Genomic DNA, 22,179 nt, shown 5'->3' with positions numbered 1-22,179 from the left:
ATGGCATCAGGATGTTTCGCCAAAACGATCGTTATGTCGCATCGGCGAAACCTCCCCCGGGCTTACTGACTGGCCGTCTGCATGTTGGGCTGCATGCCGCTCAGCTCGCTGACCAGATCGTTGATGCCATCGCTCATATTGTTGAAACGGGTTAACGGCGAGCGGGTCACCACCACAAAAGCGCCGACGTTAGCCTGCGGATTCATCGCCATATAGGTGATAAACCCGCCGCCGCCGCCGGTTTTCTGAATAATCCCCGGATGGCCATTCTTCGGCTTCATATACACCCAGCCAAGCCCCAGCGCGTCGGCGCGGCCAGGCACGTCCATACCGATCACCCGAGTCAGCTGGTTACGCTGATAAATCAGCGTCTGCATCCGGTCGGCCTGCTGGCTGCGGGTATAGAAATCGGATGACAGGAACTGCTGCATCCAGCGCATCATATCCCCCGGCGTCGAGTAGACGCCGCCGCTGCCGATCGCCGCCAGAGTGTTGTTACACGGGCTGGCGCCTTTCTCCGGGATCATCAGCCGCTGGCACTGATCCGGCGATGGGGTAAAAGTAGTGTCCTTCATCCCCAGCGGCCGGGTGATCTGCTCTTCAAACAGCTGCGGATAAGGTTTGCCGGCGGCGGTGGAGAGCGCGTCCGCCAGTAAATCGAAGGCCAGATTGGAGTAGGCTGCCTGTGAGCCCGGCGCGGTCTTCAGGGTGGCGGTTGAGAGCCAGTTCCAGCGCTGCTGGCGGGTTGGCCAGACAAACACCGGACGATGAGCGGCGCCGCCAGGCTGCTCGCGCGGCAGGGCGCTGGTATGGGTCGCGAGATTCACCAGAGTGATTGGTTTTCCCTGCCAGTCAGGCACTCGGGCGCCCGGCGGAGCGTATTTGCTCAGCGGATCGTTGAGTTTCACCACCCCCTGGTCGAGCAGCTTCACCAGCATCTCGCTGGTCATCAGTTTGCTGAGGGAGGCGATACGGATCACCGAGTCGAGCTGCGGGTGTTGATTATTCCCCGGGCGGGTTTCGCCAAAGCTGCGAAACACACGCTGATTGCCATCGATCACCACCAGCGCCATGCCGGTGGCGCCGCTGCCGTAGTAGATATGATTGGCGTAACGATCGACCACATCCGAGGCGAAAACCGGGTCAACGGTAGGCTGTGCGGCCTGCGCCGAGGTCCACGACGCCGCGCACAGCGCAGCAAAAATGAGCAAACTACGTTTCAACGGAGATCATCCATTAAATAAATAAAAAAGAAGAGGGTATTTATACTACGAAGTGGCGCAGAACAAAGCGGGATTCACGACATTCCTGCAGGAAAAAGGTAACGGTGCGTAAAAAAGACTTTTTTACGCTTTCGGATACCGGCTTTTTTCGCCGGCGCGTATGATGACCGTTTGGCTGAAGGTTTGCGGGAGAAAACAATGGCGGCTCAACGGGTAGTGATGGTCGTGGATATGCAAAACGGCGTGTTCGCCACGCCGCGTCTGGCGCGCGAGCGCTGCGTCGCGCAAATTAATCGTCTGGTGCGCGCGGCGGATAAAGTGATTTTTATTCAGCATGATGAGGCCGGCGGCCTCGAAGCCGGCAGCGAAGGCTTCGCCCTGCTCCCTGAGCTGGAACAGCCGGCCGGCGCGCTGTATGTCACCAAAACCGCCTGCGACGCCTTCTACCACACCTCGCTGGAGCAGGTGCTGCGGGAACACGACATTCAGCAGTTCGTCATCTGCGGTTGCGCCACCGACTACTGCCTCGACACCACCATTAAAAACGGCGCCAGCCGCGGGTACGGCATTGTTATCGCGGAAGATGCCCACACCACCGCCAACCGCCCCGCCGCGCAGGCCGCGACGCTGATCGCCCACTACAATGAGGTGTGGCGTACGCTGACCGTTCCTGGCAATCCTTTACAGGTGAAACCCACAGAAACAATTCTGCACGCCTGGCAGCAGAACTAAGCTGTTGATATCCGGTCTTATCATCCGTCTTCCCCGCGAGAGCGCTTTCACGCGGCGGCCGACGTATGCGTCGTATACAGCAATAGCAGAACGATAAGAAGTTAGCAGGAGACAATGATGTTTAAATCTTTTTTCCCCAAACCGGGGCCGTTTTTTATTTCTGCCTTTATCTGGTCGCTGCTGGCGGTGATCTTTTGGCAGGCGGGCGGCGGCGACTGGCTGCTGCGGGTCACCGGGGCATCGAAGGATGTGGCGATCAGCGCGGCGCGCTTCTGGTCGCTCAACTATCTGGTGTTCTACGCTTACTATCTGTTTTGCGTCGGCGTGTTTGCGCTGTTCTGGTTTGTCTACTGCCCGCATCGCTGGCAGTACTGGTCGATTCTCGGCACGTCGCTCATCATCTTCGTCACCTGGTTTCTGGTGGAAGTGGGGGTGGCGATCAACGCCTGGTATGCGCCGTTCTATGATCTGATCCAGAGCGCGCTGGCCACCCCGCATAAGGTCAGTATCAACCAGTTTTATCATGAGATCGGCATCTTTCTCGGCATCGCGCTCATCGCGGTGATCATCGGCGTGATGAACAACTTTTTCGTCAGCCACTACGTCTTCCGCTGGCGCACGGCGATGAACGAACACTACATGGCCCACTGGCAGCATCTGCGCCATATCGAAGGCGCCGCGCAGCGTGTGCAGGAAGATACCATGCGCTTTGCCTCCACCCTGGAAGATATGGGCGTAAGCTTTATCAACGCGGTGATGACCCTGATCGCCTTCCTGCCGGTGCTGGTGACGCTCTCCGAACACGTTCCTGACCTGCCCATCGTCGGTCACTTGCCGTATGGCCTGGTGATTGCCGCGATCGTCTGGTCGCTGATGGGGACCGGCCTGCTGGCGGTGGTGGGGATTAAGCTGCCGGGTCTGGAGTTTAAAAACCAGCGCGTGGAAGCGGCCTATCGTAAAGAGCTGGTCTACGGCGAGGACGATGAAACCCGCGCCACGCCGCCGACGGTGCGCGAGCTGTTCAGCGCGGTGCGTCGCAACTATTTCCGTCTCTATTTTCACTATATGTACTTCAATATCGCCCGCATTCTCTATCTGCAGGTGGATAACGTTTTCGGCCTTTTCCTGCTGTTTCCGTCGATCGTTGCCGGTACGATTACCCTCGGGCTGATGACGCAAATTACCAACGTTTTCGGCCAGGTGCGCGGTTCGTTCCAGTACCTGATCAGCTCGTGGACGACGCTGGTGGAACTGATGTCCATCTACAAACGTCTGCGCAGCTTTGAGCGCGAACTGGACGGCAAGCCGCTGCAGGAAGCGATCCCGACATTACGTTAATCAAGACAAGGAAGCAGGATGGCCGCACGTTTATCGCGCATTATACCCGGTTCATTGACGCTGCTGGCGGCCGTGGTGCTCAGCGCCTGTACCAGCCAGCAGGCGCCGGTGCTGAAAGAGGGTGAGAAGCCCGTTGACGTGGCGTCGGTGGTGCGGCAGAAAATGCCCGCCAGCGTCAAGGATCGGGAGGCCTGGGCGCAAGCCATCGCCACCGCCTTTGACAGCCAGAAGCTGGCGCCGACGGAAGAGAACGTCTGCTCGGTGCTGGCGGTCGCGCAGCAGGAGTCCAATTATCAGTCCGATCCGGTGGTGCCGGGGCTGAATAAAATCGCCTGGCAGGAGATCGACCGCCGGGCGGAAAAAATGCACATTCCGCTGTTTCTGGTCCATACCGCGCTGAAGATCACCTCGCCAAACGGCAAAAGCTACAGCGACCGTCTGGACAACGTGAAGACGGAAAAGCAGCTGAGCGCTATTTTTGATGACTTTATCGGGATGGTGCCGATGGGGCAGAAGCTGTTCGGCTCCCTGAACCCGGTGCACACCGGCGGCCCAATGCAGGTCAGCATCGCCTTTGCTGAGCAGCATACCTCCGGCTACCCGTGGAAAATGAACGGTACGGTGCGCCAGGAGGTCTTCAGCCTGCGCGGCGGCCTCTGGTTTGGTACCTATCATCTGCTGAACTACCCGGCCAGCTACAGCGTGCCGTTGTACCGTTTTGCCGACTTTAACGCCGGCTGGTATGCCAGCCGTAACGCCGCCTTCCAGAACGCGGTGGTGAAAGCCAGCGGGGTGAAACTGGCGCTCGACGGCGACCTTATCCGCTATGACAGCGATGAGCCGGGCAGCACCGAGCTGGCGGTACGTCGCCTGGCGGGCCAGCTGGGGATGAGCGACAGCGAGATCCACAGCCAGCTGAAAAAGGGCGACAGCCTGGCGTTTGAGAAGACCGACCTCTATCAACAGGTTTTCCGTCTCGCTGATAAAAAAGCGGGCAAAACCCTGCCGCGGGAGATGTTGCCGGGGATCCAGCTTGAGAGTCCGAAAATCACCCGTAATCTGACGACGGCGTGGTTTGCGAAACGGGTCGATGAGCGGCGGGCAAGCTGTATGGCGCGGCGTTAACGGCGCCGACGCCAGCGTACAATGATCGCCAGCAGCCCGATGAACGCGCAGCCGACCAGGAAAGGGATCAGGCCAAAGAGGGTGCCAACGGCGAGACTGATGTCGACCTGCGGACGGCTGGCGTCCTGGGCCTGCATCAGGCGCTCAAACACCCCCGGGGCGTGGATCAGCATGCTGAGCATCTGCGCGCCGGCCCAGCAGCAGATCAGCACGAACAGCCCGTAGGCGACATGGCTGCCGGTCAGCGCCCCTCTTTTTTTATTTCCCAAAAGCGATTTTGAAAAACTGAATTCAGCCATAGGCCCTCCCACCTCTGTACTGCTGGTTTTTTCTCCAGCTCTATGGCAGGTATTCTGGCAGTGCGGCGCCGTCGCCAGTATCAGATTGCTGGTAATTGCCCTCCAGGAATAATCCTGTTTTCGCCGTTGTGTTAACCGCGCCACAGGAAGGGAAAAGGGAGACCGGCGTCGCAATCCAGCAACATTCTCCATATCGCTACAGACCGCCGCGGGCGGCTATGCGAAGATGCGTTTTTTGCTGTTGGAGGCCGCATGAAGCTCACTGATAAAATTCGCCGCGACTGGCACTACTACGCGGTGGCGCTGGGGTTAATTTTTATTCTTAATGGCGTGGTGGGGCTGCTGGGGTTTGAGACGCAGGGCTGGCAATCCTACGCCGTCGGTCTGGTCACCTGGGTGATAAGCTTCTGGATTGCGGGCTTTGTGATCCGCCGCCGCCCGGCAGAGGAGGCCTGAGGCCGCCGCTGCCAGGCGGGGTAAAACGCGTTTTAGTTCATGGAGGTTTTCAGCGCCCGGTCCGCGGCATGGCGCTCCAGCGCCAGCTCAATCAGGCGGGTGATCAGACTGGTGTAATCGAGGCCGCTGGCCTGCCACAGCTTCGGATACATACTGATATTGGTGAAGCCCGGCAGGGTGTTGATCTCGTTGATCACCACCTCGTTGTCGGCGGTGAGGAAGACGTCGACGCGGGCCATGCCGCTGCAGCCCAGGGTCTGGTAAGCCTGCACCGCGATAGCGCGGATCTTGTCGTTGATCTCCGGGGCGATAGCGGCCGGGACCACCACCTTCGCGCCCTGGTCGTCGATATACTTGGTGTCGTAAGCGTAAAACTCGCTGTTGAGGACAATTTCACCGCAGGTGCTGGCTTGCGGATGGTCGTTACCCAGCACCGCACACTCAATTTCCCGCCCTTTAATACCTTGCTCCACCACCACTTTATGGTCAAATTCAAAGGCCAGGGCCACCGCCTGATGGTACTGCTCTTCGTTTTTAACTTTGCTGACGCCAACCGACGATCCCTGGTTGGCCGGCTTAACGAACAGCGGCAGGCCCAGCTTCGCTTCGACATCGGCGAAGCTGAACTGCGCGCGGTTGGCGCGGGTCAGGGTGATAAACGGTGCGACGGCGAGCCCGGCGTCGCGCAGCAGGCGTTTGGTCACATCTTTGTCCATACAGGCCGCAGAGCCCAGCACATCGGATCCGACGAAAGGCAGATTGGCCATGCGCAGCATCCCCTGCAGGGAACCGTCTTCGCCCAGCGTGCCGTGGACGATGGGGAAAATTACATCGATGGCCGCCAGCGGCTGGCCGCTTTCGGCGTTAATCAGTTGCTGCGCCTCGCGGCCCGGGATCTGCGCCAGGGTCACTGTTGAAGGGCGCAGGGCGATGCGGGCAGGATCCTGAGCGTTGAGCAGGTAGTTGCCGGCGTCGTTGATGTGCCATAGCCCCTGTTTATCAATCCCCAACAGAACCACATCGAAGCGTGATTTATCAATCGCTTCCACGATATTCTTCGCTGACTGCAGCGACACTTCATGCTCTGCCGACTTACCGCCAAAAACGATCCCAACCCTCATCTTTGCCATTTCAACTTCCATCCAGATTACATCAAAGGGCATAACATACCATGTGAAACCGCCGCCTGCCTGCCATAATATTTACCTGATCAATTGACGGGAGCGGGCGTGAGAGGAAAGACGCTGCTGGTGCTGGCCGGGCTGCTCGGCGCGGGCCTTGTGGGATATCGCTATCTGCCGCCACACCTGAATCCGCTGGCGCCGCTGGCCCTTGACGATCCCCCGGGCTGGCTGACGTCGTTCAAGCTGCGCAGCCTGACGGCCGACCAGTGCGCCTCCCTGCTGGCGGAGGCCAACCGCCGGCGGCTCATCGCCAGCCAGCCGGTGGCCGACAGCGAGGGCGCCTGCCCGCTGCGTAATGTGGTGCGGGTGGCTAATTTTGGCTCGGTGCAGTTGAGCAGTAGTTTCCTCGCCAGCTGCCCGCTGGCGCTCAGCAGCGCGCTGTACGTCGAGCAGCAGGCGAAGCCGCTAACCCGTCAGCTGATGGCCAGCGATCTGCGCCAGATCGATCATCTCGGCAGCTTCGCCTGCCGCAATATCTACCATCGGGAACAGGCGCGGCGTAGTGAACACGCGACGGCGGATGCCCTTGATGTTAGCGGCTTCCGCCTGACGGACGGCAGACGCATCAGCGTCCTGCAGGGCTGGCGCAGCGATCGCTCTCACCCCTGGCTGGCGGCGCTGTTAAGCAACAGCTGCCCTTACTTCGGCAACGCCCTGGGGCCGGAGTACAACGCGGCGCACGCCAACCATTTTCACTTTGGGATGCGCGGGCAGGGCTTCTGCTTTTGAGCATAAAGCCCTGTGAGCAGCCTGAATGACCAGAAAATGCTTCGTCAGCCTCTCATGCGCAGTCATAAAACACCAAACTCACCGCCAGCGCATCTATGGTAGTACACCAGTACAATGAAATTGCTAAGCTAGATAATAATTGGCAAATCATTAATGAATACGCGTAGTTATGGAATCCTGGAAGGTTAATCTTATCTCCGTCTGGTTTGGTTGCTTTTTTACCGGCCTGGCGATCAGTCAAATTCTCCCCTTTTTACCGCTCTACGTCTCCCAGCTGGGCGTCACCTCGCATGAAGCGCTGTCGATGTGGTCGGGGCTGACCTTCAGCGTCACCTTCCTCGTCTCGGCGATCGTCTCGCCGATGTGGGGGAGCCTGGCGGACCGCAAAGGCCGCAAGCTGATGCTGCTGCGCGCCTCGCTGGGAATGGCGATTGCCATTTTACTGCAGGCCTTCGCCACTAATGTCTGGCAGCTGTTTATCCTGCGGGCGATCATGGGCTTAACCTCCGGTTATATCCCTAACGCCATGGCGCTGGTGGCCTCCCAGGTGCCGCGCGAGCGCAGCGGCTGGGCGCTGAGCACCCTGTCGACGGCGCAAATCAGCGGCGTGATCGGCGGGCCGCTGCTGGGCGGCTTCCTGGCGGACCACGTCGGGCTGCGAATGGTCTTTTTTATTACGGCGATCCTGCTGACCATCAGTTTTCTGGTGACCCTGTTTCTGATTAAAGAGGGCGTTCGCCCGCAGGTCAGCAAAAGCGATCGTCTCACCGGGAAACAGGTCTTTGCCTCCTTGCCCTATCCGGGGCTGGTGATCAGCCTCTTTTTCACCACTCTGGTGATCCAGTTGTGCAACGGCTCAATCGGCCCGATTCTGGCGCTGTTTATCAAGTCGATGGCGCCGGACAGCAACAATATCGCTTTTCTGGCCGGGATGATCGCCGCGGTACCCGGGGTGTCGGCGCTGATCTCTGCGCCACGGCTGGGTAAGCTTGGCGACCGCATCGGCACCTCGCGGATCCTGCTGGCGACGCTCTGCTGCGCGGTGGTGATGTTCTTCGCCATGTCCTTTGTCACCACCCCTCTGCAATTAGGTACGCTGCGTTTTCTGCTCGGCTTTGCCGATGGCGCGATGCTTCCGGCGGTGCAGACCCTGCTGCTGAAATACAGCAGCGACAGCGTCACCGGGCGCATCTTTGGCTATAACCAGTCGTTTATGTATCTGGGCAACGTCGCCGGGCCGCTAATTGGCGCTTCCGTATCAGCGATGGCCGGCTTCCGCTGGGTGTTTATTGCTACCGCCATTATCGTTTTCATTAACCTCTGGCAACTGGCATGGATGCTGCGCCGTACCCGCCGGGCGAATGCCTGAACCTCTGCTGACGGTATTTAACGCAATACCGTCAGCGTTATTCGACGTCGGTCGATTTACCATTACTTTTTGTTATCGCCATTGCGTGAGCGCTATTCCATTTTATTATTTCCGACGTCATTTAGTTATAAACAGCCCCGGTTGTGATTAAACAATACTATTTATAGTGGTATTTTGTTGTGGTAAAACGTTTCGCTGTATATTGGGTGTTGCGACGATTCTTATTTTAAGTAATTCTGGGGTCCGTCATCAGGTATGACATCTCAATCGAAAAACAGGCCTCGCATAAGGAACTGGTGCTATGAAGAATCTCATTGCTGAGTTACTGGTTAAACTGGCGCAAAAAGAAGAAGAAGCAAAGGAACTGACGGTGCAGGTTGAAGCGCTGGAGATCGTGGTTACCGCATTATTGCGCCATATGGAGCATGATGCCCAGCAGGCATTGATTCAGGATATTGAGCAGGCGATAGACCAGGTGACGCCTTGTCCGCCGGTCAACGACCAGGATGCCATCCTGCTGCAGCAATATCTAAAGAAGCTGTTGCGGCATCCTCGTAGCTAATCTTTGCGACGCGACAAGGATGCCGTCATTTTTCTGTCATCTCCCTTTTATAAAGTCTCCCACGTTTTGTTTTTTTAAGTATTTTTTACATGGAGATGACAAAAGTGAAATTAAGCGCCCTGTTTATTGCCCTGCTGCCTCTGCTGGGCTCGCCGGTTATTCATGCGGAAACCACGACCGCGCCGGTTCTGGAAAATCGCGCTGCCCAGGGAGATATCACCACTCCCGGCGGCGCGCGTCGTTTAACGGGCGATCAAACCGAAGCGCTGCGCGCCTCGATAATCAATAAGCCGGCCAAAAACATTATCTTGCTGATTGGCGATGGGATGGGCGATTCTGAAATTACCGCTGCGCGAAATTATGCGGAAGGGGCGGGCGGTTTCTTTAAAGGCATTGACGCCCTGCCGTTAACCGGGCAGTACACGCACTATTCGCTGGATAAAAAAACCGGTAAACCGGACTACGTCACCGACTCGGCGGCCTCCGCCACCGCCTGGACCACCGGCGTGAAGACCTATAACGGCGCGCTGGGCGTCGATATTCATGAGAACGCGCATCAGACCATCCTCGAACTGGCGAAAGCGGCGGGACTGGCCACCGGCAACGTTTCCACCGCCGAGCTGCAGGACGCTACCCCCGCGGCGCTGGTGGCGCATGTGACATCGCGTAAATGCTACGGCCCTACGGTTACCAGCGAAAAATGCCCCAGCAATGCGCTGGAGAAAGGGGGCAAAGGCTCCATTACCGAACAGCTGCTGAACGCCCGGCCGGATGTCACCCTGGGCGGCGGCGCGAAGACTTTTGCCGAAACGGCGACGGCGGGCGAGTGGCAGGGCAAAACCCTGCGTGAGCAGGCGGAAGCGCGCGGCTACCAGATTGTGACCGACGCGGCCTCTCTTGCCGCCGCGACGGAAGCCAGCCAGGATAAACCGCTGCTGGGACTCTTCGCCGACGGCAATATGCCGGTACGCTGGGAAGGGCCCAAGGCGTCTTATCACGGTAATATCGATAAGCCGCCGGTAACCTGTACCCCAAACCCGAAACGCGACGCCTCGGTGCCGACGCTGGCGCAGATGACGGAGAAAGCGATTGACCTGCTGAGCCGCCACGAGAAAGGCTTCTTCCTGCAGGTGGAAGGTGCCTCCATCGATAAGCAGGATCATGCGGCGAATCCGTGCGGCCAGATCGGCGAAACGGTTGATCTCGACGAGGCGGTGCAGAAGGCGCTGGAATTTGCCAAAAAAGACGGCAATACCCTGGTGATCGTCACCGCCGACCATGCGCACGCCAGCCAGATCATCCCGGCGGATAGCAAAGCCCCGGGCCTGACTCAGGCTCTGAATACTCACGATGGCGCAGTGATGGTCATGAGCTACGGCAACTCAGAGGAAGAGTCGATGGAGCACACCGGCACCCAGCTGCGCATTGCGGCCTACGGTCCGCATGCGGCTAACGTCGTCGGCCTGACCGATCAGACCGACCTCTTCTCAACTATGAAAGCTGCCCTGAGTCTGAAATAAGTCGCTGCCGGTGGCGAAATCGCGTCACCGGCTGGTTTTTTTTCTATCTGCGTCCAGACTTACAACGATCCACTCACAGAAGGATGGTGCGATGAAAATAACCTTACTGATGACCCTACTGTTTGGCTTGATCTTTATCAGCGCGGTTGGCGCGGCAGAAAAAACGCCCACTCCTCAGCAGCAAAGGATGACGGACTGCAATCAGCAAGCGTCAGCCAAAACGCTGAAAGGGGAGGAGCGCAAAACCTTTATGAGTCAGTGCCTCAAAAAAGAGACCACGACCTCGCAAGGAAAACCCCTCACGCCCCAACAGCAGAAGATGAGCGACTGCAACAAAGCGGCTTCGGCAAAATCACTGAAGGGCGATGAACGCAGTACCTTCATGAGTAGCTGCCTGAAGAAAGCCTGAAAAAAAGGGAGCGCACGCGCTCCCTTGTTCTTTGACCTCTCAGGGCTTGCAGCCCGCCAGCTCAGCTTCAGGAGCGGCTCAGCTTCTCTGATTTTTCCATGCACTGGCTGATGGCTTCGATCACCGCGGAGCGGAAGCCTTTTTCTTCCAGCACGCGCACGGCTTCGATGGTGGTCCCGCCAGGAGAGCAGACCATATCTTTCAGCGCTCCCGGATGCTCACCGCTCTCCAGCACCATTTTGGCAGAGCCCATCACCGCCTGCGCGGCGAATTTGTAGGCCTGGGCGCGCGGCATCCCGCCGAGGACGGCGGCATCGGCCATCGCTTCGATAAACATGAAGACATAGGCCGGCGCGGAGCCGCTCACACCCACCACCGGATGGATCATCGGCTCGGCAATTTGCTCCGCCTGGCCAAAGCAGCGGAAAATGGTCAACACTTCAGCCACATCTTCGCTGCTCACCAGCGCGTTTGGCGTAACGGAGGTCATGCCGGCGTTAACCAGCGACGGGGTATTGGGCATCGCGCGAATAATTTTGCGATCGTGGCCGAGCGCGCGCGCCAGCTGGTCAAGCGTGACGCCGGCGGCGATGGAGACCACCAGCGACTCTTTATTCAGGCTGGAGGCGATATCGCCCAGCACTTTGGTCATGATCCCCGGCTTCACCGCGCCGAAGACGATATCGGCAATTTGCGCCACTTCCTGGGCGCTATCGGCGGCGTTGATGCCGTACTGGTCGCGCAGAGCCGCAACCTTGTCCGGCGACGGGGTGTAGACCCAAATTTGTCCCGGCTGTACCTGGCCGCTGGCGATCAGTCCACCCAGAATGGCCTTACCCATATTGCCGCAGCCGATAAAGCCAATTTTCTTATCCATCACCATTCCCCTCTGCTTTTTTCGTTACGATCTGATTAGCTTATCATCCTGGCGCTTTCATGGGGGAGAAAAGCAGGTAACATTGGCGACACTTATTGCAGGTAACAGGAGCTGGCATGGCCATTTGGGTGGATGCAGACGCGTGTCCGAACGTGATTAAAGAGATATTGTTCCGCGCGGCAGAGCGGACCCAGACGCCGCTGACGCTGGTGGCGAACCAGCCGCTGCGCGTACCGCCGTCGCGTTTCATCCGCACCCTGCGGGTTGAGCAGGGTTTTGACGTGGCGGATAACGAAATCGTCCGTCAGTGCGCGGCGGGGGATTTAGTGATCACCGCCGATATTCCGCTGGCTGCGGAGGTGCTGGCGAAGGGCGGGGCGGCGCTCAATCCGCGCGGAGAGCGCTACAGCGAAGCGACGATCCGCGAGCGGTTGACGATGCGGGATTTTATGGAGACATTACGGGCCAGCGGCGTTCAGACCGGCGGCCCGGATAGTTTATCGCAGCGCGATCGGCAACAGTTTGCCGCCGAGCTGGAGAAGTGGTTGCTGGCGGTTAAACGTCAGCAGGGTTAAACCCAACTGTCGTCATCGCTGCCAATATCATCATCGCCAAAGCCGGCGTCGAAGTCGTCGTTCCAGGTGTTGTCGGCAAGGAACTGATCGTCTCCCTGACGGAACGGATCGTCACCCGCGGCGGTCTCCTGTGCGGCGGGGGCGTCAGCATCAGGCTGCGGCTTCTCTTCGATGATATTCACAATCTCCTGCGGGTGCGAGCCGCTGAACATACTGGTCAGCATATTGCCCAGCACCACCCCGCCCGCTACGCCTGCGGCCGTTTGCAGCGCGCCCGCCATAAAGCCGCCGCCGCGTGCGGCAGCCTGCGGGGCATAGCTCTGCTGCTGCTGTGGGGCATACTGCGGCTGTGAGCTGGCCTGCGGGCGACCGTATTGCTCCGCGCCCGGGATCGGGTCAGAACCGCGTGACGAGCCGCCGCCGCCAAACAGGCCGGAGAGGAAACCGCCGCTGCTGGGCTTCGCCGCCTGCAGCTGGCTGACCTGGCTCTCCAGCGCCTGGATGCGATCGTTGAGCTGTTTAATCGCGGCTTCCTGGATAAGGATGGTTTGCGCCATATAGTAGGGGGCCGCCGGCTGCGCGCTCACGTGTTGGGCAATCCGCTCCTCGGCGCTGGCATCGCGCGATGCACTGTGCGCCTCAGCCTCTTTCAGCCGGGAAAACAGTCCATCAATAAGGCGTTGTTCTTCAGATTGCATGTTACATTCCTCTGTCACACTGTCGAATAGGCATCAGGGTGCGTCTGAAACACGATGTTGTAAATATGTTGCTTCGTAAAGCTATGCATAAATGTGTTACCGTTTACGCCAGCAGTGGATAAAAAATAACGCCAGGCAGAAAAGTAAAGCTGGTTAAACACCAAATGCAATGATAAGTTTACATTAAGAGCCCTTTGTCTCACTGCGGTGATGGGGTGTAAAGAAGTTGTGTAACGTTTTCTTTACGACTACGTTGCGGAACAGACAGCGATAATACGTTCTTTCGTTTTCCTTTTTTTACGACAGACGGAACCAGGGGGTCTTCGGTTATGACACAGCCAATCTTTCTCATCGGGCCACGCGGCTGCGGTAAAACCACCGTCGGCCATGCGCTGGCGCGAGCGCGACATTTTCAGTTCTCCGATACCGATCATCGGCTGCAGGCCCATGAGCAGCGGACGGTGGCGGAGATCGTGCAGGCGGAAGGGTGGGCGCGCTTTCGCGAGCTGGAGACCCTGTCGCTGAAGGCCGTGACCCTGCCGAATACGGTGATCGCCACCGGCGGCGGCATCATCCTCGCGGAATGTAACCGTCAGTTTATGCGGGAGAACGGCGTGGTGATTTATCTTCAGGCGTCGGTGTCGGCGCTGATTGACCGTCTGGAAGCCTACCCAAAAGCCGAACAACGGCCGACGCTCACCGGGAAACCGGTGCGTGAGGAAGTGGGCGAGGTGCTGGCGCAGCGTGAAGCGTTATACCGTGATGCTGCCCATCATATTGTCGATGCTACAGCCTCCCCGGATCGGGTGGTGGAGCAAATTATGACCATGCTGTGCGGCGCGACGGCAGCTCCGGTAAGTTAAGAATTTACTTACATTAAGGCGGCGAGGGGCGCCTATACTTGATAGTTCTGATACCGGAAGAAGGAAGAACTATGCCAAACAGACCCCCATATCCGAGAGAAGCGCGCGTGGTTGCGGTAGAGAAAGGTCCTCAGGGTCAGACGGTGACCTGGTATCAACTCCGCGCGGACTATCCTGAGCCCGATTCGCTAATCAGCGAACATCCTACCGAGCAGGAAGCCGTGGATGCCAAGCGGCGTTATGAAGATCCCGACAAGTCTTAACCCCTGAGCCCGGATTGCCTGTCCTGCGGGCAATATCGGGCGTATCTCACATTTTTTATTTATCAGTCGTACTAATGAATTTCTAACACACGGATTTTTCAGGCACGCCGCCGCTGCCCGGTAATCTTTACATTCAACCGCGGCGTGGAGCTGCTACGCTTCTCGACGGTTGATTTTTACTCACCAGGGGGGCGAATGCTGTGTGTGGTAAGCCTGTGTTGAAGCAGTGGTAGTGAAAAGGTACATGATATGAGTAGTGCAACGATGGCAATTTTGACCATCGGCGTTGTGCCGCTGGCGGGAGTATTACCGCTCCTGACCGAACATATCAGGGAAGAACAGATCGCTCACATCAGCCTGCTGGGCGAGATGACGCGTGACGACGTGATGGCAGAGTACGCCGTGGGTGACGGCGAACAGGGTCTGTTGACCTTGCTCAGCGATAACCAGCTGGTGATGGTGTCGCGACAAAAAATTGAACGTGATGTTCGCAGCGTGATCGCCATGCTGGATCGACAGCATTTTGATGTGATCCTGCTGCTCAGCTCCGAACAGCTGACCGGTTTTACCACCCACCACGCGATCCTCCTCGAGCCGCAGCGGATCATTCCGCCGCTGGTGGCGTCGATCGTCGATGGGCACCAGGTCGGGGTGATCGTGCCGGTGGAAGAGATCATGCCCATGCAGCGACAAAAGTGGCATTCACTGGAGAAGTCACCGTACTACGCGTTGGCCAACCCGTTTACCGGTAGCGACAGTGAGCTGTTAACCGCCGGTAAAGCGCTGCTGGAGCAGGGGGCCGACGTGCTGGTCCTCGACTGTCTCGGTTACTATCAGCATCATCGCGATGTGTTACAAAAAGCCCTTGATGTCCCGGTTTTGCTGTCGAATGTGCTGGTTTCCCGACTGGCGGCAGAACTATTAGTCTAATGTGTTAATTTCACGTGACAGGGGCAAGGAGCGCCCCCTATATTGAGCCTTTCAACGACGATCAGAAGGGCTTGTTTATGCTTCAAAGCAATGAATACTTTGACGGAAAAGTGAAATCCATTGGCTTCACCAGCAGCAGTACCGGTCGCGCCAGCGTTGGCGTGATGGCGGAAGGGGAATACACCTTTGGTACGGCGCAGCCGGAAGAGATGACGGTGGTCAGCGGGGCGCTGAATGTCCTGCTGCCGGGTGAGACTGAGTGGAAAGTTTACGCCGCCGGCGAAGCCTTCAATGTGCCAGGCAACAGCGAATTCCATCTGCAGGTGGCTGAGCCAACCTCCTATCTGTGCCGCTATCTGTAAGTCAGCGTAACGCCCGGCGCTTGCCGCCGGGTTGTATTTTTCTTTCCTGCCAGGCAGGAAAGAAAGCGGCGCTTAGCGCTGCGCTTCGCCGCCGAGCCCTTCCACCAGGCTTTGGATCAGGGCAGCCAGTTCGCCGGTCATTAAGATAAAGTCGGCGTCAAAGCGCTGGGCGAAATCTTCCCGATCGATATCTTCGTTTTGGTCGCGTAATTCATCGCAGAACTTGAGGCGCTTAATTGACGCGTCGTCGCAGATCACAAACTGAATACGCTGCTGCCAGTCCAGCGCCAGCTTGGTGACGACCTTCCCGGCCTCAATGTGCACAGCGATTTCGTCGCTGACCAGATCCTGCTTCTTGGCGCGGATCACGCCGCCATCTTCCAGCATCGCTTTCAGCTCGGCTTCGTCCAGCAGCTGGAAGCCCTGCGCTACGGTGCCGGAGCGGACCCACTCGGTCAGCGTCAGCTCGATCGGATTCTCCAGGGTCAGCGGCACCACCGGCAGCGAGCCGAGGGTTTTACGCAGCAGGGCCAGGGTATCTTCCGCTTTCTTCGCGCTGGCGCAGTCCACCATGATCAGGCCGTTGACGGTGTCGATCCACATCATCGTCTGGCTGAAGCGGCTGAAGGCGCGCGGCAGCAGCGAGTGCAGCACTTCATCTTTCAGGGAATCTTTCTCAGTCTTCTTCAGCTTGCGCCCCTGATCGGCTTCGAGCTTCTGGATCTTCGCCTCCAGCGCCTGCTTGATCACCGGCGACGGCAGGATCTTTTCTTCTTTACGCGCGCAGATAATGATCTGGCCGTTCGCCGTATGCGTCAGCGCGTCGCTGTGCGATCCCATCGGCGATACCCAACCGGTTTTCGCCATATCCTGGCTGCCACAAGGAGTAAATGTCAGCTCGGCCAGCTGTTTTTCCATCTCCTCGGCGCGCAATTCGATATCGCGGCTGAGACGGTAAACCATTAAATTTTTGAACCACAGCATGATAATTTCCACGGCTTTGTCGTTAAATCAGGCGGGCATGATAGCGAATTGTCGCTATGCTTGCATTGTTAATCGGGGTGAGGAGCTGAGCGTGCGTATTGGTATTGATTTAGGTGGTACAAAAACCGAAGTGATAGCCCTGAGCGACCAGGGAGAGCAGCTGTTTCGCCATCGGTTACCCACGCCGCGGGAGGATTACCGGCAAACCATCGAGACTATCGCTACCCTGGTGGCGATGGCCGAGCAGGCGACCGGACAGCGTGGCACCGTGGGGATGGGGATCCCGGGCTCGATTTCACCCTATACCGGGGTAGTGAAAAACGCCAACTCGACCTGGCTCAACGGCCAGCCCTTTGATAAGGACCTCAGCCTGCGCCTTGACCGTGAAGTCCGGCTGGCTAACGACGCCAACTGTCTGGCGGTGTCGGAAGCGGTGGACGGCGCGGCGGCGGGGGCGCAAACGGTGTTCGCGGTGATTATCGGCACCGGCTGCGGCGCGGGCGTAGCGCTCAACGGGCGGGCGCATATCGGCGGCAACGGTAACGCCGGCGAGTGGGGACATAACCCATTGCCGTGGATGAACGACGATGAGCTGCGCTACCGTGCGGAAGTGCCTTGCTACTGCGGTAAACAGGGGTGTATCGAAACCTTTATCTCCGGCACCGGCTTTGCCACTGACTATCAGCGGCTGAGCGGCAAGGGGTTAAGCGGCAGCGAGATTATGCGCCTGGTGGGTGAAGGTGACGAAAAAGCCGAACTGGCGCTGAGCCGCTATGAACAGCGGCTGGCGAAATCGCTCGCCCACGTGGTGAACATCCTCGATCCGGACATCATCGTGCTGGGCGGCGGAATGAGCAACGTCGAGCGGCTGTATCAGACGGTGCCGGACCTGGTGAAACAGTGGGTCTTCGGCGGCGAGTGTGAAACGCCGATCCGTAAAGCGATGCACGGCGACTCCAGCGGAGTACGCGGCGCGGCATGGCTGTGGCCGCTGCAGGGGACCTGAACCACTCCCCCTCACCCCGGCCCTCTTCCGGAGGGAGAGGGGGAAAGGCGGCGTCGGTGGTTGGGGGTGTGGCAGGAACCCCCGGTCTCTTGCGGGGAGAGGGGTAATCGCAACAGCGTACGAAACGGAAAACCAGCGCCGGACGGTTCCCTCTCCCCCCGGAGAGGGTTAGGGTGAGGGAACATCGTAATGACTCAGACCTCACTCCACCGCAAACGCTCTATCCAGCCGACTGTAGCCCAGGCCATTTATCTTCTTCACTTTGATCTGCACCGGAATGCGATCTTTCATCGCCTCCACGTGGCTGATCACCCCGATAATCTTGCCGCTGGCGTTGAGGGCATCCAGCGCGTCCAGCGCCGTGTCCAGCGTTTCGCTGTCGAGGGTGCCGAAGCCTTCATCAAGAAACAGAGAGTCAATCCGCGTCTTATGGCTCACCAGGTCCGACAGCGCCAGGGCCAGCGCCAGGCTGACGAGGAAACTTTCGCCGCCGGAGAGGGTGCGGGTGTCGCGCACGGCGTCGGCCTGCCAGGTATCGACCACCTCCAGCTCCAGCGCTTCGCTGGCTTTGCGCTGCAGCAGATAGCGCCCGTGCAGGCGGTTAAGCTGCTGGTTTGCCAGCCAGACCAGATTATCCAGCGTCAGCCCCTGGGCGAATTTGCGGAACCGATCGCCGGTGCTGGAGCCGATCAGCGAGTTGAGATAGCCCCAGTCATCCGCCAGCTGCGCCGCCTCTGCAATCTGCCGCCCCAGCGCCTGCTGATGCTGACGGCTCTCTGCGTCCTGCCTGAGCTGCTGACGGATCTCGCCCTGGCGGGTGGTGTTGTCCCGCAGCCGCTGGGCCAGGTCGTGCAGCTGAGTTTGCAGGGCGGGGATGTCCGCGTCCGTCCCTTGCGGACGCAGCGCCAGGTGCACCTGCTGCTGCCGGGTCGCCTGCTCGCAGAGCGCCGTCGCCTGCTGAAGCTGCTGCTCCAGCGTCTGTTTTAACTGCGTTAGCCGCTGGGCGGTCTCGTCGTCCAGCAGCGCGGCGAGGAACGCCTGCCGATCGTTAAAGCGGCTGGCGGCCAGGGCGGCGGTAAATTGCGCCTGCGACTGGTCCAGGCGCGCCTTCTCTTCGGTCTCCAGCTGCTGCTGGGCGACAAGCTGGCTGTGCAACGCCAGGCACTCTTCGTGGATCGCGCGCCAGTTGTCGGGGATCGCCGGTTCCGCTTCAGCTTCAGCCTCTGCCTCGTCGCTGGCTGGCAGCGTCTCGAGCAGCGGCTGCAGGGCGGCAATCTGCTCCAGAATGGCGCCATGCCGGGTCTGTTGCGCCTGCCACTGGGCAAATTCGCTTTCGCGAGCGTTCAGCCAGGCGGATTCTGTCCCTTCTTCCGGTAGGGTCAGCGTCAGGGCCTGCAGGGCGCTCTCCAGCCCCTGGCGCGTGGCCGTCAGCTGCTGCAGAGCCTGGCGCTCCAGCGCCTCCTGATCGTTGAGCTGGCTCTGCAGCATCAGGCGCTGGCTGAGCTGGTAGAGCTGTTGCTCGTAGTGCTCCTGCTCCTGGATCCAGTCGTTTATCTCTTGCGCAATATCCCGCGTGACCTGCAGAGAGGCGCAGGTTTCCTGCCACGCTTTAGTGAGCGCTTGCTCTTCCTCAGCGAGCCGCCCGGCCGCTTCGGTCTCACGCTGGAGCTGCTGCGTCAGGGCGTTGACCTGCCCGAGGATCAGCAGACCTTCTTCTTTTAGCGCGGCGACCTCTTTTTCCAGCGCATCGCGGCGGCGCTGATTATCCGTGACTGTTAGCGAAGCGTATTGCTCAATCGCTGGATGTTCACAGGAGCCGCACAGCGGGCAGGGCTTACCCGCCTCAAGCCGGGCGCGGTAATCTTCCAGATCTTTAATCGTTTCTTCCCGCTGGCAGAGCGCTTTCAGGTCGAGATAGTGCTGGTTTTTGTCTTTGTACTGCGCCCGGCGTTGCGCCAGGGTAGCGTTGAGTTTTGCCTGCTCCGCCTGCGCCTGCTGTACGCTTTCGGCGTTCTGGCGCAGACGCTTGCGCAGCAGCTGATGCTGTTCATGCAGGGAGAGCAGCCGCTGGCGAAGCGGTCGCGACTGGGTTTGCTGCGCTATCGCCGCCGCAACGTCATCGGCGCTCAGCGACAGAGGGCTGGACGGCAGCGCGGTCAGCTTCTGGCGCAGCGCGGCCAGGCGGCTGGTCTGGGTCGTCAGCTGCTGTTTATCCCGCGTTAGCTGCGAAAATTGCGCCCGCCAGCCGGCAATCTCCTGGCCCCACAAGCGGAATCGCTCATGGGCCGCCAGCCACTGCGCCAGATCGGTCAGTTCAGCCTGCCGCTGCTGCTGGGCGTGCAGGGCGCTGCGGCGGATGCGCGCGCGCAGCGCCGTGCTGGCAAGTAAGCGAGCATTTACTTCATTGATTCGCTGGCGGGTTTGCTCCAGGCCTGCCGCGTGCTCCTGCTGGCGCTCCCACAGGGGGCGCAGCTGGGCGGCGGGCTGCGCCAGCTCAAGCTTCGCCAGCGCCGGCGCGGCGTCGGCCAGCGCCTGGCGGGCCTGCTCCTGGCCGCTGACCGCCTGCTGCTGCTGCTGCGCCAGCTCGTCGCGGCGCGTTAGCCACTGGAGCTGCTGCTGCTGGTTTTGCTGTTGCGCCAGCAGGGCTTTCTCTTCGTCAGTAAGCACCTGCAAACTTTCCTGCAGCGCCTGCTGCTGGGCCTCCGTCAGCAGGACGATGCCCGCCGCCTGGGCTTCGAACTTCTCCAGCGTATGGCGAGCGGTTTTGTGCTGCTCATAGACCATCGCCGAAATCTGACCGTAGATTTCCGTGCCGGTCAGCTCCTCTAGCAGCTCCGCGCGATCGCTCGGCTTCGCGTTCAGGAAGGCGGCAAATTGTCCCTGGGAGAGCAGCATCGAGCGGGTGAAGCGGCCATAGTCGAGGCCGGTGAGCGTCGCGGTTTGCTCCAGCTTATCCGAGACCTTATCGGCGAGGATTTTGCCGTCGGCGCAGCGCGCCAGCTCGACGCGGGGCGCCTGCAGGTTGCCATCCGGCTGGTTACGCGCCCGGTTCTGGCTCCAGAAGGCGCGGTAGGCGATGCCCTTCACTTCAAACTCCACCTCCGCCAGACACTCGGCGGTATCGCGGGTCATCAGGTCGTTTTGCGACTGGGAGACTTTATTCAGGCGCGGCGTTTCGTGGTAAAGCGCGAGGCAAATGGCGTCGAGCAGGGTGGTTTTCCCGGCGCCGGTGGCGCCGGTAATGGCGAACAGGCCGTTGCTGGCGAACGGCTCGGCGGTAAAGTCTATCTTCCATTCCCCTTTCAGGGAGTTAAGGTTTTTCAGACGCAGACTGAGGATTTTCATGCGTTTTCGTCCTCCGCGGTGAGCGTATGCAGCGTATGGGCGAACAGCTCGTGCAGCCGGGCGCGCTTCTCATCGTCAATCTCGGTCAGCGCCAGCCGGCGCTCGAACACCTCTTCCACCTTCAGTTCGCTGAGGGTCTCCCGCTGGGCGTTGAGCAGTATTTTCTCGCGCTGCTCGCGGCTGCGGCGCACCAGCAATACTTCCACCGGCAGATCCTCCGTCAGCGCCTGAATTTGACGCTGAATATCGTGCAGGTACTCCTCGGTGGTGATTTCGATATCCAGCCACACCGGCGGGTCCTGTTCAACGCCGCGCCACTGCTCCAGCTGGGCGGTGATGGCGGCCAGATCGCCTTTGATGACCGCCAGCGGCTGGGTGACGGGCACCTCGAGGGTTTCCACGGCGCTGAGTCGCCCATCGCTAAAGCTCACCAGATGCACCGATTTCGCTTTGCCGGTTTCATCAAAGCTCAGCGGCAGCGGCGAGCCGCTGTAGCGGATGTGCTCGCAGCCGCCGACCACCTGCGCCCGGTGAATATGGCCCAGCGCAATGTAGTCGGCAGGGGGGAAGTGCTGCGCCGGGAAGGCATCCAGCGTGCCGATATAAATGTCGCGAACGGCATCGCTTTTGCTGGCGCCGACGGTGGTCAGATGGCCGCTGGCAATGACGGGCAGCGGGCGATCGCCGCGCAGCGCGCAGGCCTGCTGATACTGTTCCTGATAATAGTCGCTGATGGCGTGCAGCAGCTGCTGCTGTTTTTCCCGACCGGAGTGGCCGGCCTGGCTGATGACCAGCTCGCGCGGGCGTAAAAACGGCACCGGGCAGAAGATAGCCCCAGGGGTGCCGTCGCGCCGCGGCAGCTCAATGGGCGGGCAGCCGGCGTTCGCCACGACGGTGGTGTGTAAAAAGGCGAGGATATCGCGGGATTCATTGAGCATCGCCACCGAATCGTGGTTGCCCGCCAGCACCACCAGGCGACAGCCGGTCTGCTGCAACTGGACGACAAAGCGGTTATACAGTTCGCGAGCGTAGCTCGGCGGCGATCCGGTATCAAAAATATCGCCAGCCACGATGATGGCGTCGACTTCATGCTCCTGCGCGCGGGCCAGCAGCCAGCTCAGGAAGGCGTCATGTTCGGCCGCACGGCTTTTGCTGTAAAAATTCTGGCCCAGGTGCCAGTCGGAGGTGTGAAGGATGCGCATAAATCTTCCCTAGCGAAAAAAGCATGAGCGGCAGTATACCATTTGTCGGAGAGGGGTAAGTCCGCGTCATGCTTCAAAATACCCGATCATCAGACGGTCATTTTTTTCATAAATCTGTCACAAAAGTG

At 59.4% G+C, this 22,179-nt stretch carries 23 protein-coding genes; 15 read left to right on the top strand and 8 right to left on the bottom strand.

Annotated features, from left to right (window positions below; genetic code table 11):
* Positions 1–62: 62 nt before the first annotated feature.
* A complete protein-coding gene (ampH, locus tag ABLU73_RS07940; protein WP_004204886.1) occupies positions 63–1,223 on the bottom strand; it encodes a D-alanyl-D-alanine-carboxypeptidase/endopeptidase AmpH in 1,161 nt (386 codons plus the stop codon).
* A 219-nt stretch (positions 1,224–1,442) separates the two neighbouring features.
* Between ampH and ABLU73_RS07935 the strand changes: the two genes are divergently transcribed.
* The 3 genes from ABLU73_RS07935 to ABLU73_RS07925 all read left to right on the top strand — a co-directional run bounded on the left by ABLU73_RS07935 (position 1,443) and on the right by ABLU73_RS07925 (position 4,418).
* Positions 1,443–1,955, top strand: a complete 513-nt coding sequence (locus ABLU73_RS07935) for an isochorismatase family protein (RefSeq protein WP_072096510.1) — start codon at positions 1,443–1,445, stop codon at positions 1,953–1,955.
* A 117-nt stretch (positions 1,956–2,072) separates the two neighbouring features.
* Positions 2,073–3,293 (top strand): peptide antibiotic transporter SbmA, encoded by a 1,221-nt coding sequence (gene sbmA / locus ABLU73_RS07930; RefSeq protein WP_004204884.1) that lies wholly within the window; start codon positions 2,073–2,075, stop codon positions 3,291–3,293.
* 18 nt (positions 3,294–3,311) lie between these two features.
* Positions 3,312–4,418, top strand: a complete 1,107-nt coding sequence (locus ABLU73_RS07925) for a DUF1615 domain-containing protein (protein ID WP_017898945.1) — start codon at positions 3,312–3,314, stop codon at positions 4,416–4,418.
* Here ABLU73_RS07925 and ABLU73_RS07920 read toward each other — a convergent pair.
* Entirely contained in the window at positions 4,415–4,717 is a 303-nt protein-coding gene (locus ABLU73_RS07920) for a YaiY family protein (RefSeq protein ID WP_017898944.1), read from the bottom strand. The genes ABLU73_RS07925 and ABLU73_RS07920 overlap by 4 nt on opposite strands.
* Before the next feature lie 252 nt (positions 4,718–4,969).
* On the opposite strand from ABLU73_RS07920, the gene ABLU73_RS07915 reads away from it, so the two are divergent.
* Entirely contained in the window at positions 4,970–5,173 is a 204-nt protein-coding gene (locus tag ABLU73_RS07915; protein WP_004204881.1) for a DUF2754 family protein, read from the top strand.
* A 32-nt stretch (positions 5,174–5,205) separates the two neighbouring features.
* On the opposite strand, the gene ddlA is transcribed toward ABLU73_RS07915, so the two are convergent.
* On the bottom strand, positions 5,206–6,303 hold the full coding sequence (gene ddlA, locus ABLU73_RS07910) for a D-alanine--D-alanine ligase (protein WP_004204880.1): 1,098 nt from the start codon (positions 6,301–6,303) through the stop codon (positions 5,206–5,208).
* Between the two features lie 99 nt (positions 6,304–6,402).
* Between ddlA and ABLU73_RS07905 the strand changes: the two genes are divergently transcribed.
* The 5 genes from ABLU73_RS07905 (at position 6,403) to ABLU73_RS07885 (ending at position 10,946) form a co-directional block, all read left to right on the top strand.
* The gene (locus ABLU73_RS07905; RefSeq protein ID WP_017898943.1) at positions 6,403–7,086 is read left to right on the top strand and encodes an extensin family protein; all 684 of its coding nucleotides are present in this window, start codon (positions 6,403–6,405) and stop codon (positions 7,084–7,086) included.
* A 169-nt stretch (positions 7,087–7,255) separates the two neighbouring features.
* On the top strand, positions 7,256–8,455 hold the full coding sequence (locus ABLU73_RS07900; protein WP_004204877.1) for a multidrug efflux MFS transporter: 1,200 nt from the start codon (positions 7,256–7,258) through the stop codon (positions 8,453–8,455).
* A 301-nt stretch (positions 8,456–8,756) separates the two neighbouring features.
* On the top strand, positions 8,757–9,017 hold the full coding sequence (gene iraP, locus ABLU73_RS07895) for an anti-adapter protein IraP (RefSeq protein ID WP_004204875.1): 261 nt from the start codon (positions 8,757–8,759) through the stop codon (positions 9,015–9,017).
* 89 nt (positions 9,018–9,106) lie between these two features.
* Complete coding sequence (gene phoA / locus ABLU73_RS07890) at positions 9,107–10,537, top strand: alkaline phosphatase (protein ID WP_025999123.1); 1,431 nt, start codon at positions 9,107–9,109, stop codon at positions 10,535–10,537.
* Positions 10,538–10,628: 91 nt separating this feature from the next.
* Complete coding sequence (locus ABLU73_RS07885) at positions 10,629–10,946, top strand: PsiF family protein (protein ID WP_004204873.1); 318 nt, start codon at positions 10,629–10,631, stop codon at positions 10,944–10,946.
* A gap of 67 nt (positions 10,947–11,013) precedes the next feature.
* Here the strand turns inward: ABLU73_RS07885 and proC are convergent, their stop codons facing one another.
* Positions 11,014–11,823: a pyrroline-5-carboxylate reductase gene (proC, locus tag ABLU73_RS07880; protein ID WP_004204871.1), complete on the bottom strand. Its 810-nt coding sequence runs from the start codon at positions 11,821–11,823 to the stop codon at positions 11,014–11,016.
* Positions 11,824–11,939: 116 nt separating this feature from the next.
* On the opposite strand from proC, the gene ABLU73_RS07875 reads away from it, so the two are divergent.
* On the top strand, positions 11,940–12,398 hold the full coding sequence (locus tag ABLU73_RS07875) for a YaiI/YqxD family protein (protein WP_004204870.1): 459 nt from the start codon (positions 11,940–11,942) through the stop codon (positions 12,396–12,398).
* Here ABLU73_RS07875 and ABLU73_RS07870 read toward each other — a convergent pair.
* Positions 12,395–13,096 carry a DUF2076 domain-containing protein gene (locus tag ABLU73_RS07870; RefSeq protein ID WP_004204868.1) on the bottom strand — a complete coding sequence of 234 codons (702 nt, stop codon included), beginning with the start codon at positions 13,094–13,096 and terminating at the stop codon, positions 12,395–12,397. The two genes, ABLU73_RS07875 and ABLU73_RS07870, sit on opposite strands and share 4 nt — an antisense overlap.
* A gap of 329 nt (positions 13,097–13,425) precedes the next feature.
* Between ABLU73_RS07870 and aroL the strand changes: the two genes are divergently transcribed.
* The 4 genes from aroL (at position 13,426) to ppnP (ending at position 15,514) form a co-directional block, all read left to right on the top strand.
* Positions 13,426–13,959: a shikimate kinase AroL gene (gene aroL, locus ABLU73_RS07865; protein ID WP_023319827.1), complete on the top strand. Its 534-nt coding sequence runs from the start codon at positions 13,426–13,428 to the stop codon at positions 13,957–13,959.
* Positions 13,960–14,030: 71 nt separating this feature from the next.
* On the top strand, positions 14,031–14,222 hold the full coding sequence (locus ABLU73_RS07860; protein WP_002890278.1) for a YaiA family protein: 192 nt from the start codon (positions 14,031–14,033) through the stop codon (positions 14,220–14,222).
* Positions 14,223–14,471: 249 nt separating this feature from the next.
* Positions 14,472–15,152 (top strand): AroM family protein, encoded by a 681-nt coding sequence (locus ABLU73_RS07855; protein ID WP_072096489.1) that lies wholly within the window; start codon positions 14,472–14,474, stop codon positions 15,150–15,152.
* Between the two features lie 77 nt (positions 15,153–15,229).
* Positions 15,230–15,514: a pyrimidine/purine nucleoside phosphorylase gene (gene ppnP / locus ABLU73_RS07850; RefSeq protein ID WP_004204865.1), complete on the top strand. Its 285-nt coding sequence runs from the start codon at positions 15,230–15,232 to the stop codon at positions 15,512–15,514.
* A 72-nt stretch (positions 15,515–15,586) separates the two neighbouring features.
* On the opposite strand, the gene rdgC is transcribed toward ppnP, so the two are convergent.
* Complete coding sequence (gene rdgC, locus ABLU73_RS07845) at positions 15,587–16,498, bottom strand: recombination-associated protein RdgC (protein ID WP_002890285.1); 912 nt, start codon at positions 16,496–16,498, stop codon at positions 15,587–15,589.
* A gap of 91 nt (positions 16,499–16,589) precedes the next feature.
* On the opposite strand from rdgC, the gene mak reads away from it, so the two are divergent.
* Positions 16,590–17,504, top strand: a complete 915-nt coding sequence (mak, locus tag ABLU73_RS07840) for a fructokinase (protein WP_043521460.1) — start codon at positions 16,590–16,592, stop codon at positions 17,502–17,504.
* A gap of 201 nt (positions 17,505–17,705) precedes the next feature.
* On the opposite strand, the gene sbcC is transcribed toward mak, so the two are convergent.
* Both sbcC and sbcD read right to left on the bottom strand, forming a co-directional pair.
* Positions 17,706–20,849, bottom strand: a complete 3,144-nt coding sequence (gene sbcC / locus ABLU73_RS07835) for an exonuclease subunit SbcC (protein WP_348850116.1) — start codon at positions 20,847–20,849, stop codon at positions 17,706–17,708.
* Positions 20,846–22,051 (bottom strand): exonuclease subunit SbcD, encoded by a 1,206-nt coding sequence (gene sbcD / locus ABLU73_RS07830; RefSeq protein ID WP_017898937.1) that lies wholly within the window; start codon positions 22,049–22,051, stop codon positions 20,846–20,848. Before sbcD ends, sbcC begins: the two co-directional genes overlap by 4 nt.
* Positions 22,052–22,179: the final 128 nt, after the last annotated feature.

This window comes from Klebsiella sp. GG_Kp175 (assembly GCF_040062325.1).
In the GTDB taxonomy this organism is placed as follows: domain Bacteria; phylum Pseudomonadota; class Gammaproteobacteria; order Enterobacterales; family Enterobacteriaceae; genus Klebsiella; species Klebsiella quasipneumoniae.
The sequence above is the reverse complement of the archived record's forward strand: the minus strand, read 5'-3'. Positions and strand labels throughout refer to the sequence as shown.

Bases quoted from the DNA above. Each gene is read 5' to 3' on its own strand.
- ABLU73_RS07935 (WP_072096510.1), top strand. From the start codon at position 1,443: ATGGTCGTGGATATGCAAAACGGCGTGTTCGCCACGCCGCGTCTGGCG.
- sbmA (WP_004204884.1), top strand. From the start codon at position 2,073: ATGTTTAAATCTTTTTTCCCCAAACCGGGGCCGTTTTTTATTTCTGCC.
- ABLU73_RS07925 (WP_017898945.1), top strand. From the start codon at position 3,312: ATGGCCGCACGTTTATCGCGCATTATACCCGGTTCATTGACGCTGCTG.
- ABLU73_RS07920 (WP_017898944.1), bottom strand. From the start codon at position 4,717: ATGGCTGAATTCAGTTTTTCAAAATCGCTTTTGGGAAATAAAAAAAGA.
- ABLU73_RS07915 (WP_004204881.1), top strand. From the start codon at position 4,970: ATGAAGCTCACTGATAAAATTCGCCGCGACTGGCACTACTACGCGGTG.
- ddlA (WP_004204880.1), bottom strand. From the start codon at position 6,303: ATGGCAAAGATGAGGGTTGGGATCGTTTTTGGCGGTAAGTCGGCAGAG.
- ABLU73_RS07900 (WP_004204877.1), top strand. From the start codon at position 7,256: ATGGAATCCTGGAAGGTTAATCTTATCTCCGTCTGGTTTGGTTGCTTT.
- iraP (WP_004204875.1), top strand. From the start codon at position 8,757: ATGAAGAATCTCATTGCTGAGTTACTGGTTAAACTGGCGCAAAAAGAA.
- phoA (WP_025999123.1), top strand. From the start codon at position 9,107: ATGGAGATGACAAAAGTGAAATTAAGCGCCCTGTTTATTGCCCTGCTG.
- ABLU73_RS07885 (WP_004204873.1), top strand. From the start codon at position 10,629: ATGAAAATAACCTTACTGATGACCCTACTGTTTGGCTTGATCTTTATC.
- proC (WP_004204871.1), bottom strand. From the start codon at position 11,823: ATGGATAAGAAAATTGGCTTTATCGGCTGCGGCAATATGGGTAAGGCC.
- ABLU73_RS07875 (WP_004204870.1), top strand. From the start codon at position 11,940: ATGGCCATTTGGGTGGATGCAGACGCGTGTCCGAACGTGATTAAAGAG.
- ABLU73_RS07870 (WP_004204868.1), bottom strand. From the start codon at position 13,096: ATGCAATCTGAAGAACAACGCCTTATTGATGGACTGTTTTCCCGGCTG.
- aroL (WP_023319827.1), top strand. From the start codon at position 13,426: ATGACACAGCCAATCTTTCTCATCGGGCCACGCGGCTGCGGTAAAACC.
- ABLU73_RS07860 (WP_002890278.1), top strand. From the start codon at position 14,031: ATGCCAAACAGACCCCCATATCCGAGAGAAGCGCGCGTGGTTGCGGTA.
- ABLU73_RS07855 (WP_072096489.1), top strand. From the start codon at position 14,472: ATGAGTAGTGCAACGATGGCAATTTTGACCATCGGCGTTGTGCCGCTG.
- ppnP (WP_004204865.1), top strand. From the start codon at position 15,230: ATGCTTCAAAGCAATGAATACTTTGACGGAAAAGTGAAATCCATTGGC.
- rdgC (WP_002890285.1), bottom strand. From the start codon at position 16,498: ATGCTGTGGTTCAAAAATTTAATGGTTTACCGTCTCAGCCGCGATATC.
- sbcC (WP_348850116.1), bottom strand. From the start codon at position 20,849: ATGAAAATCCTCAGTCTGCGTCTGAAAAACCTTAACTCCCTGAAAGGG.
- sbcD (WP_017898937.1), bottom strand. From the start codon at position 22,051: ATGCGCATCCTTCACACCTCCGACTGGCACCTGGGCCAGAATTTTTAC.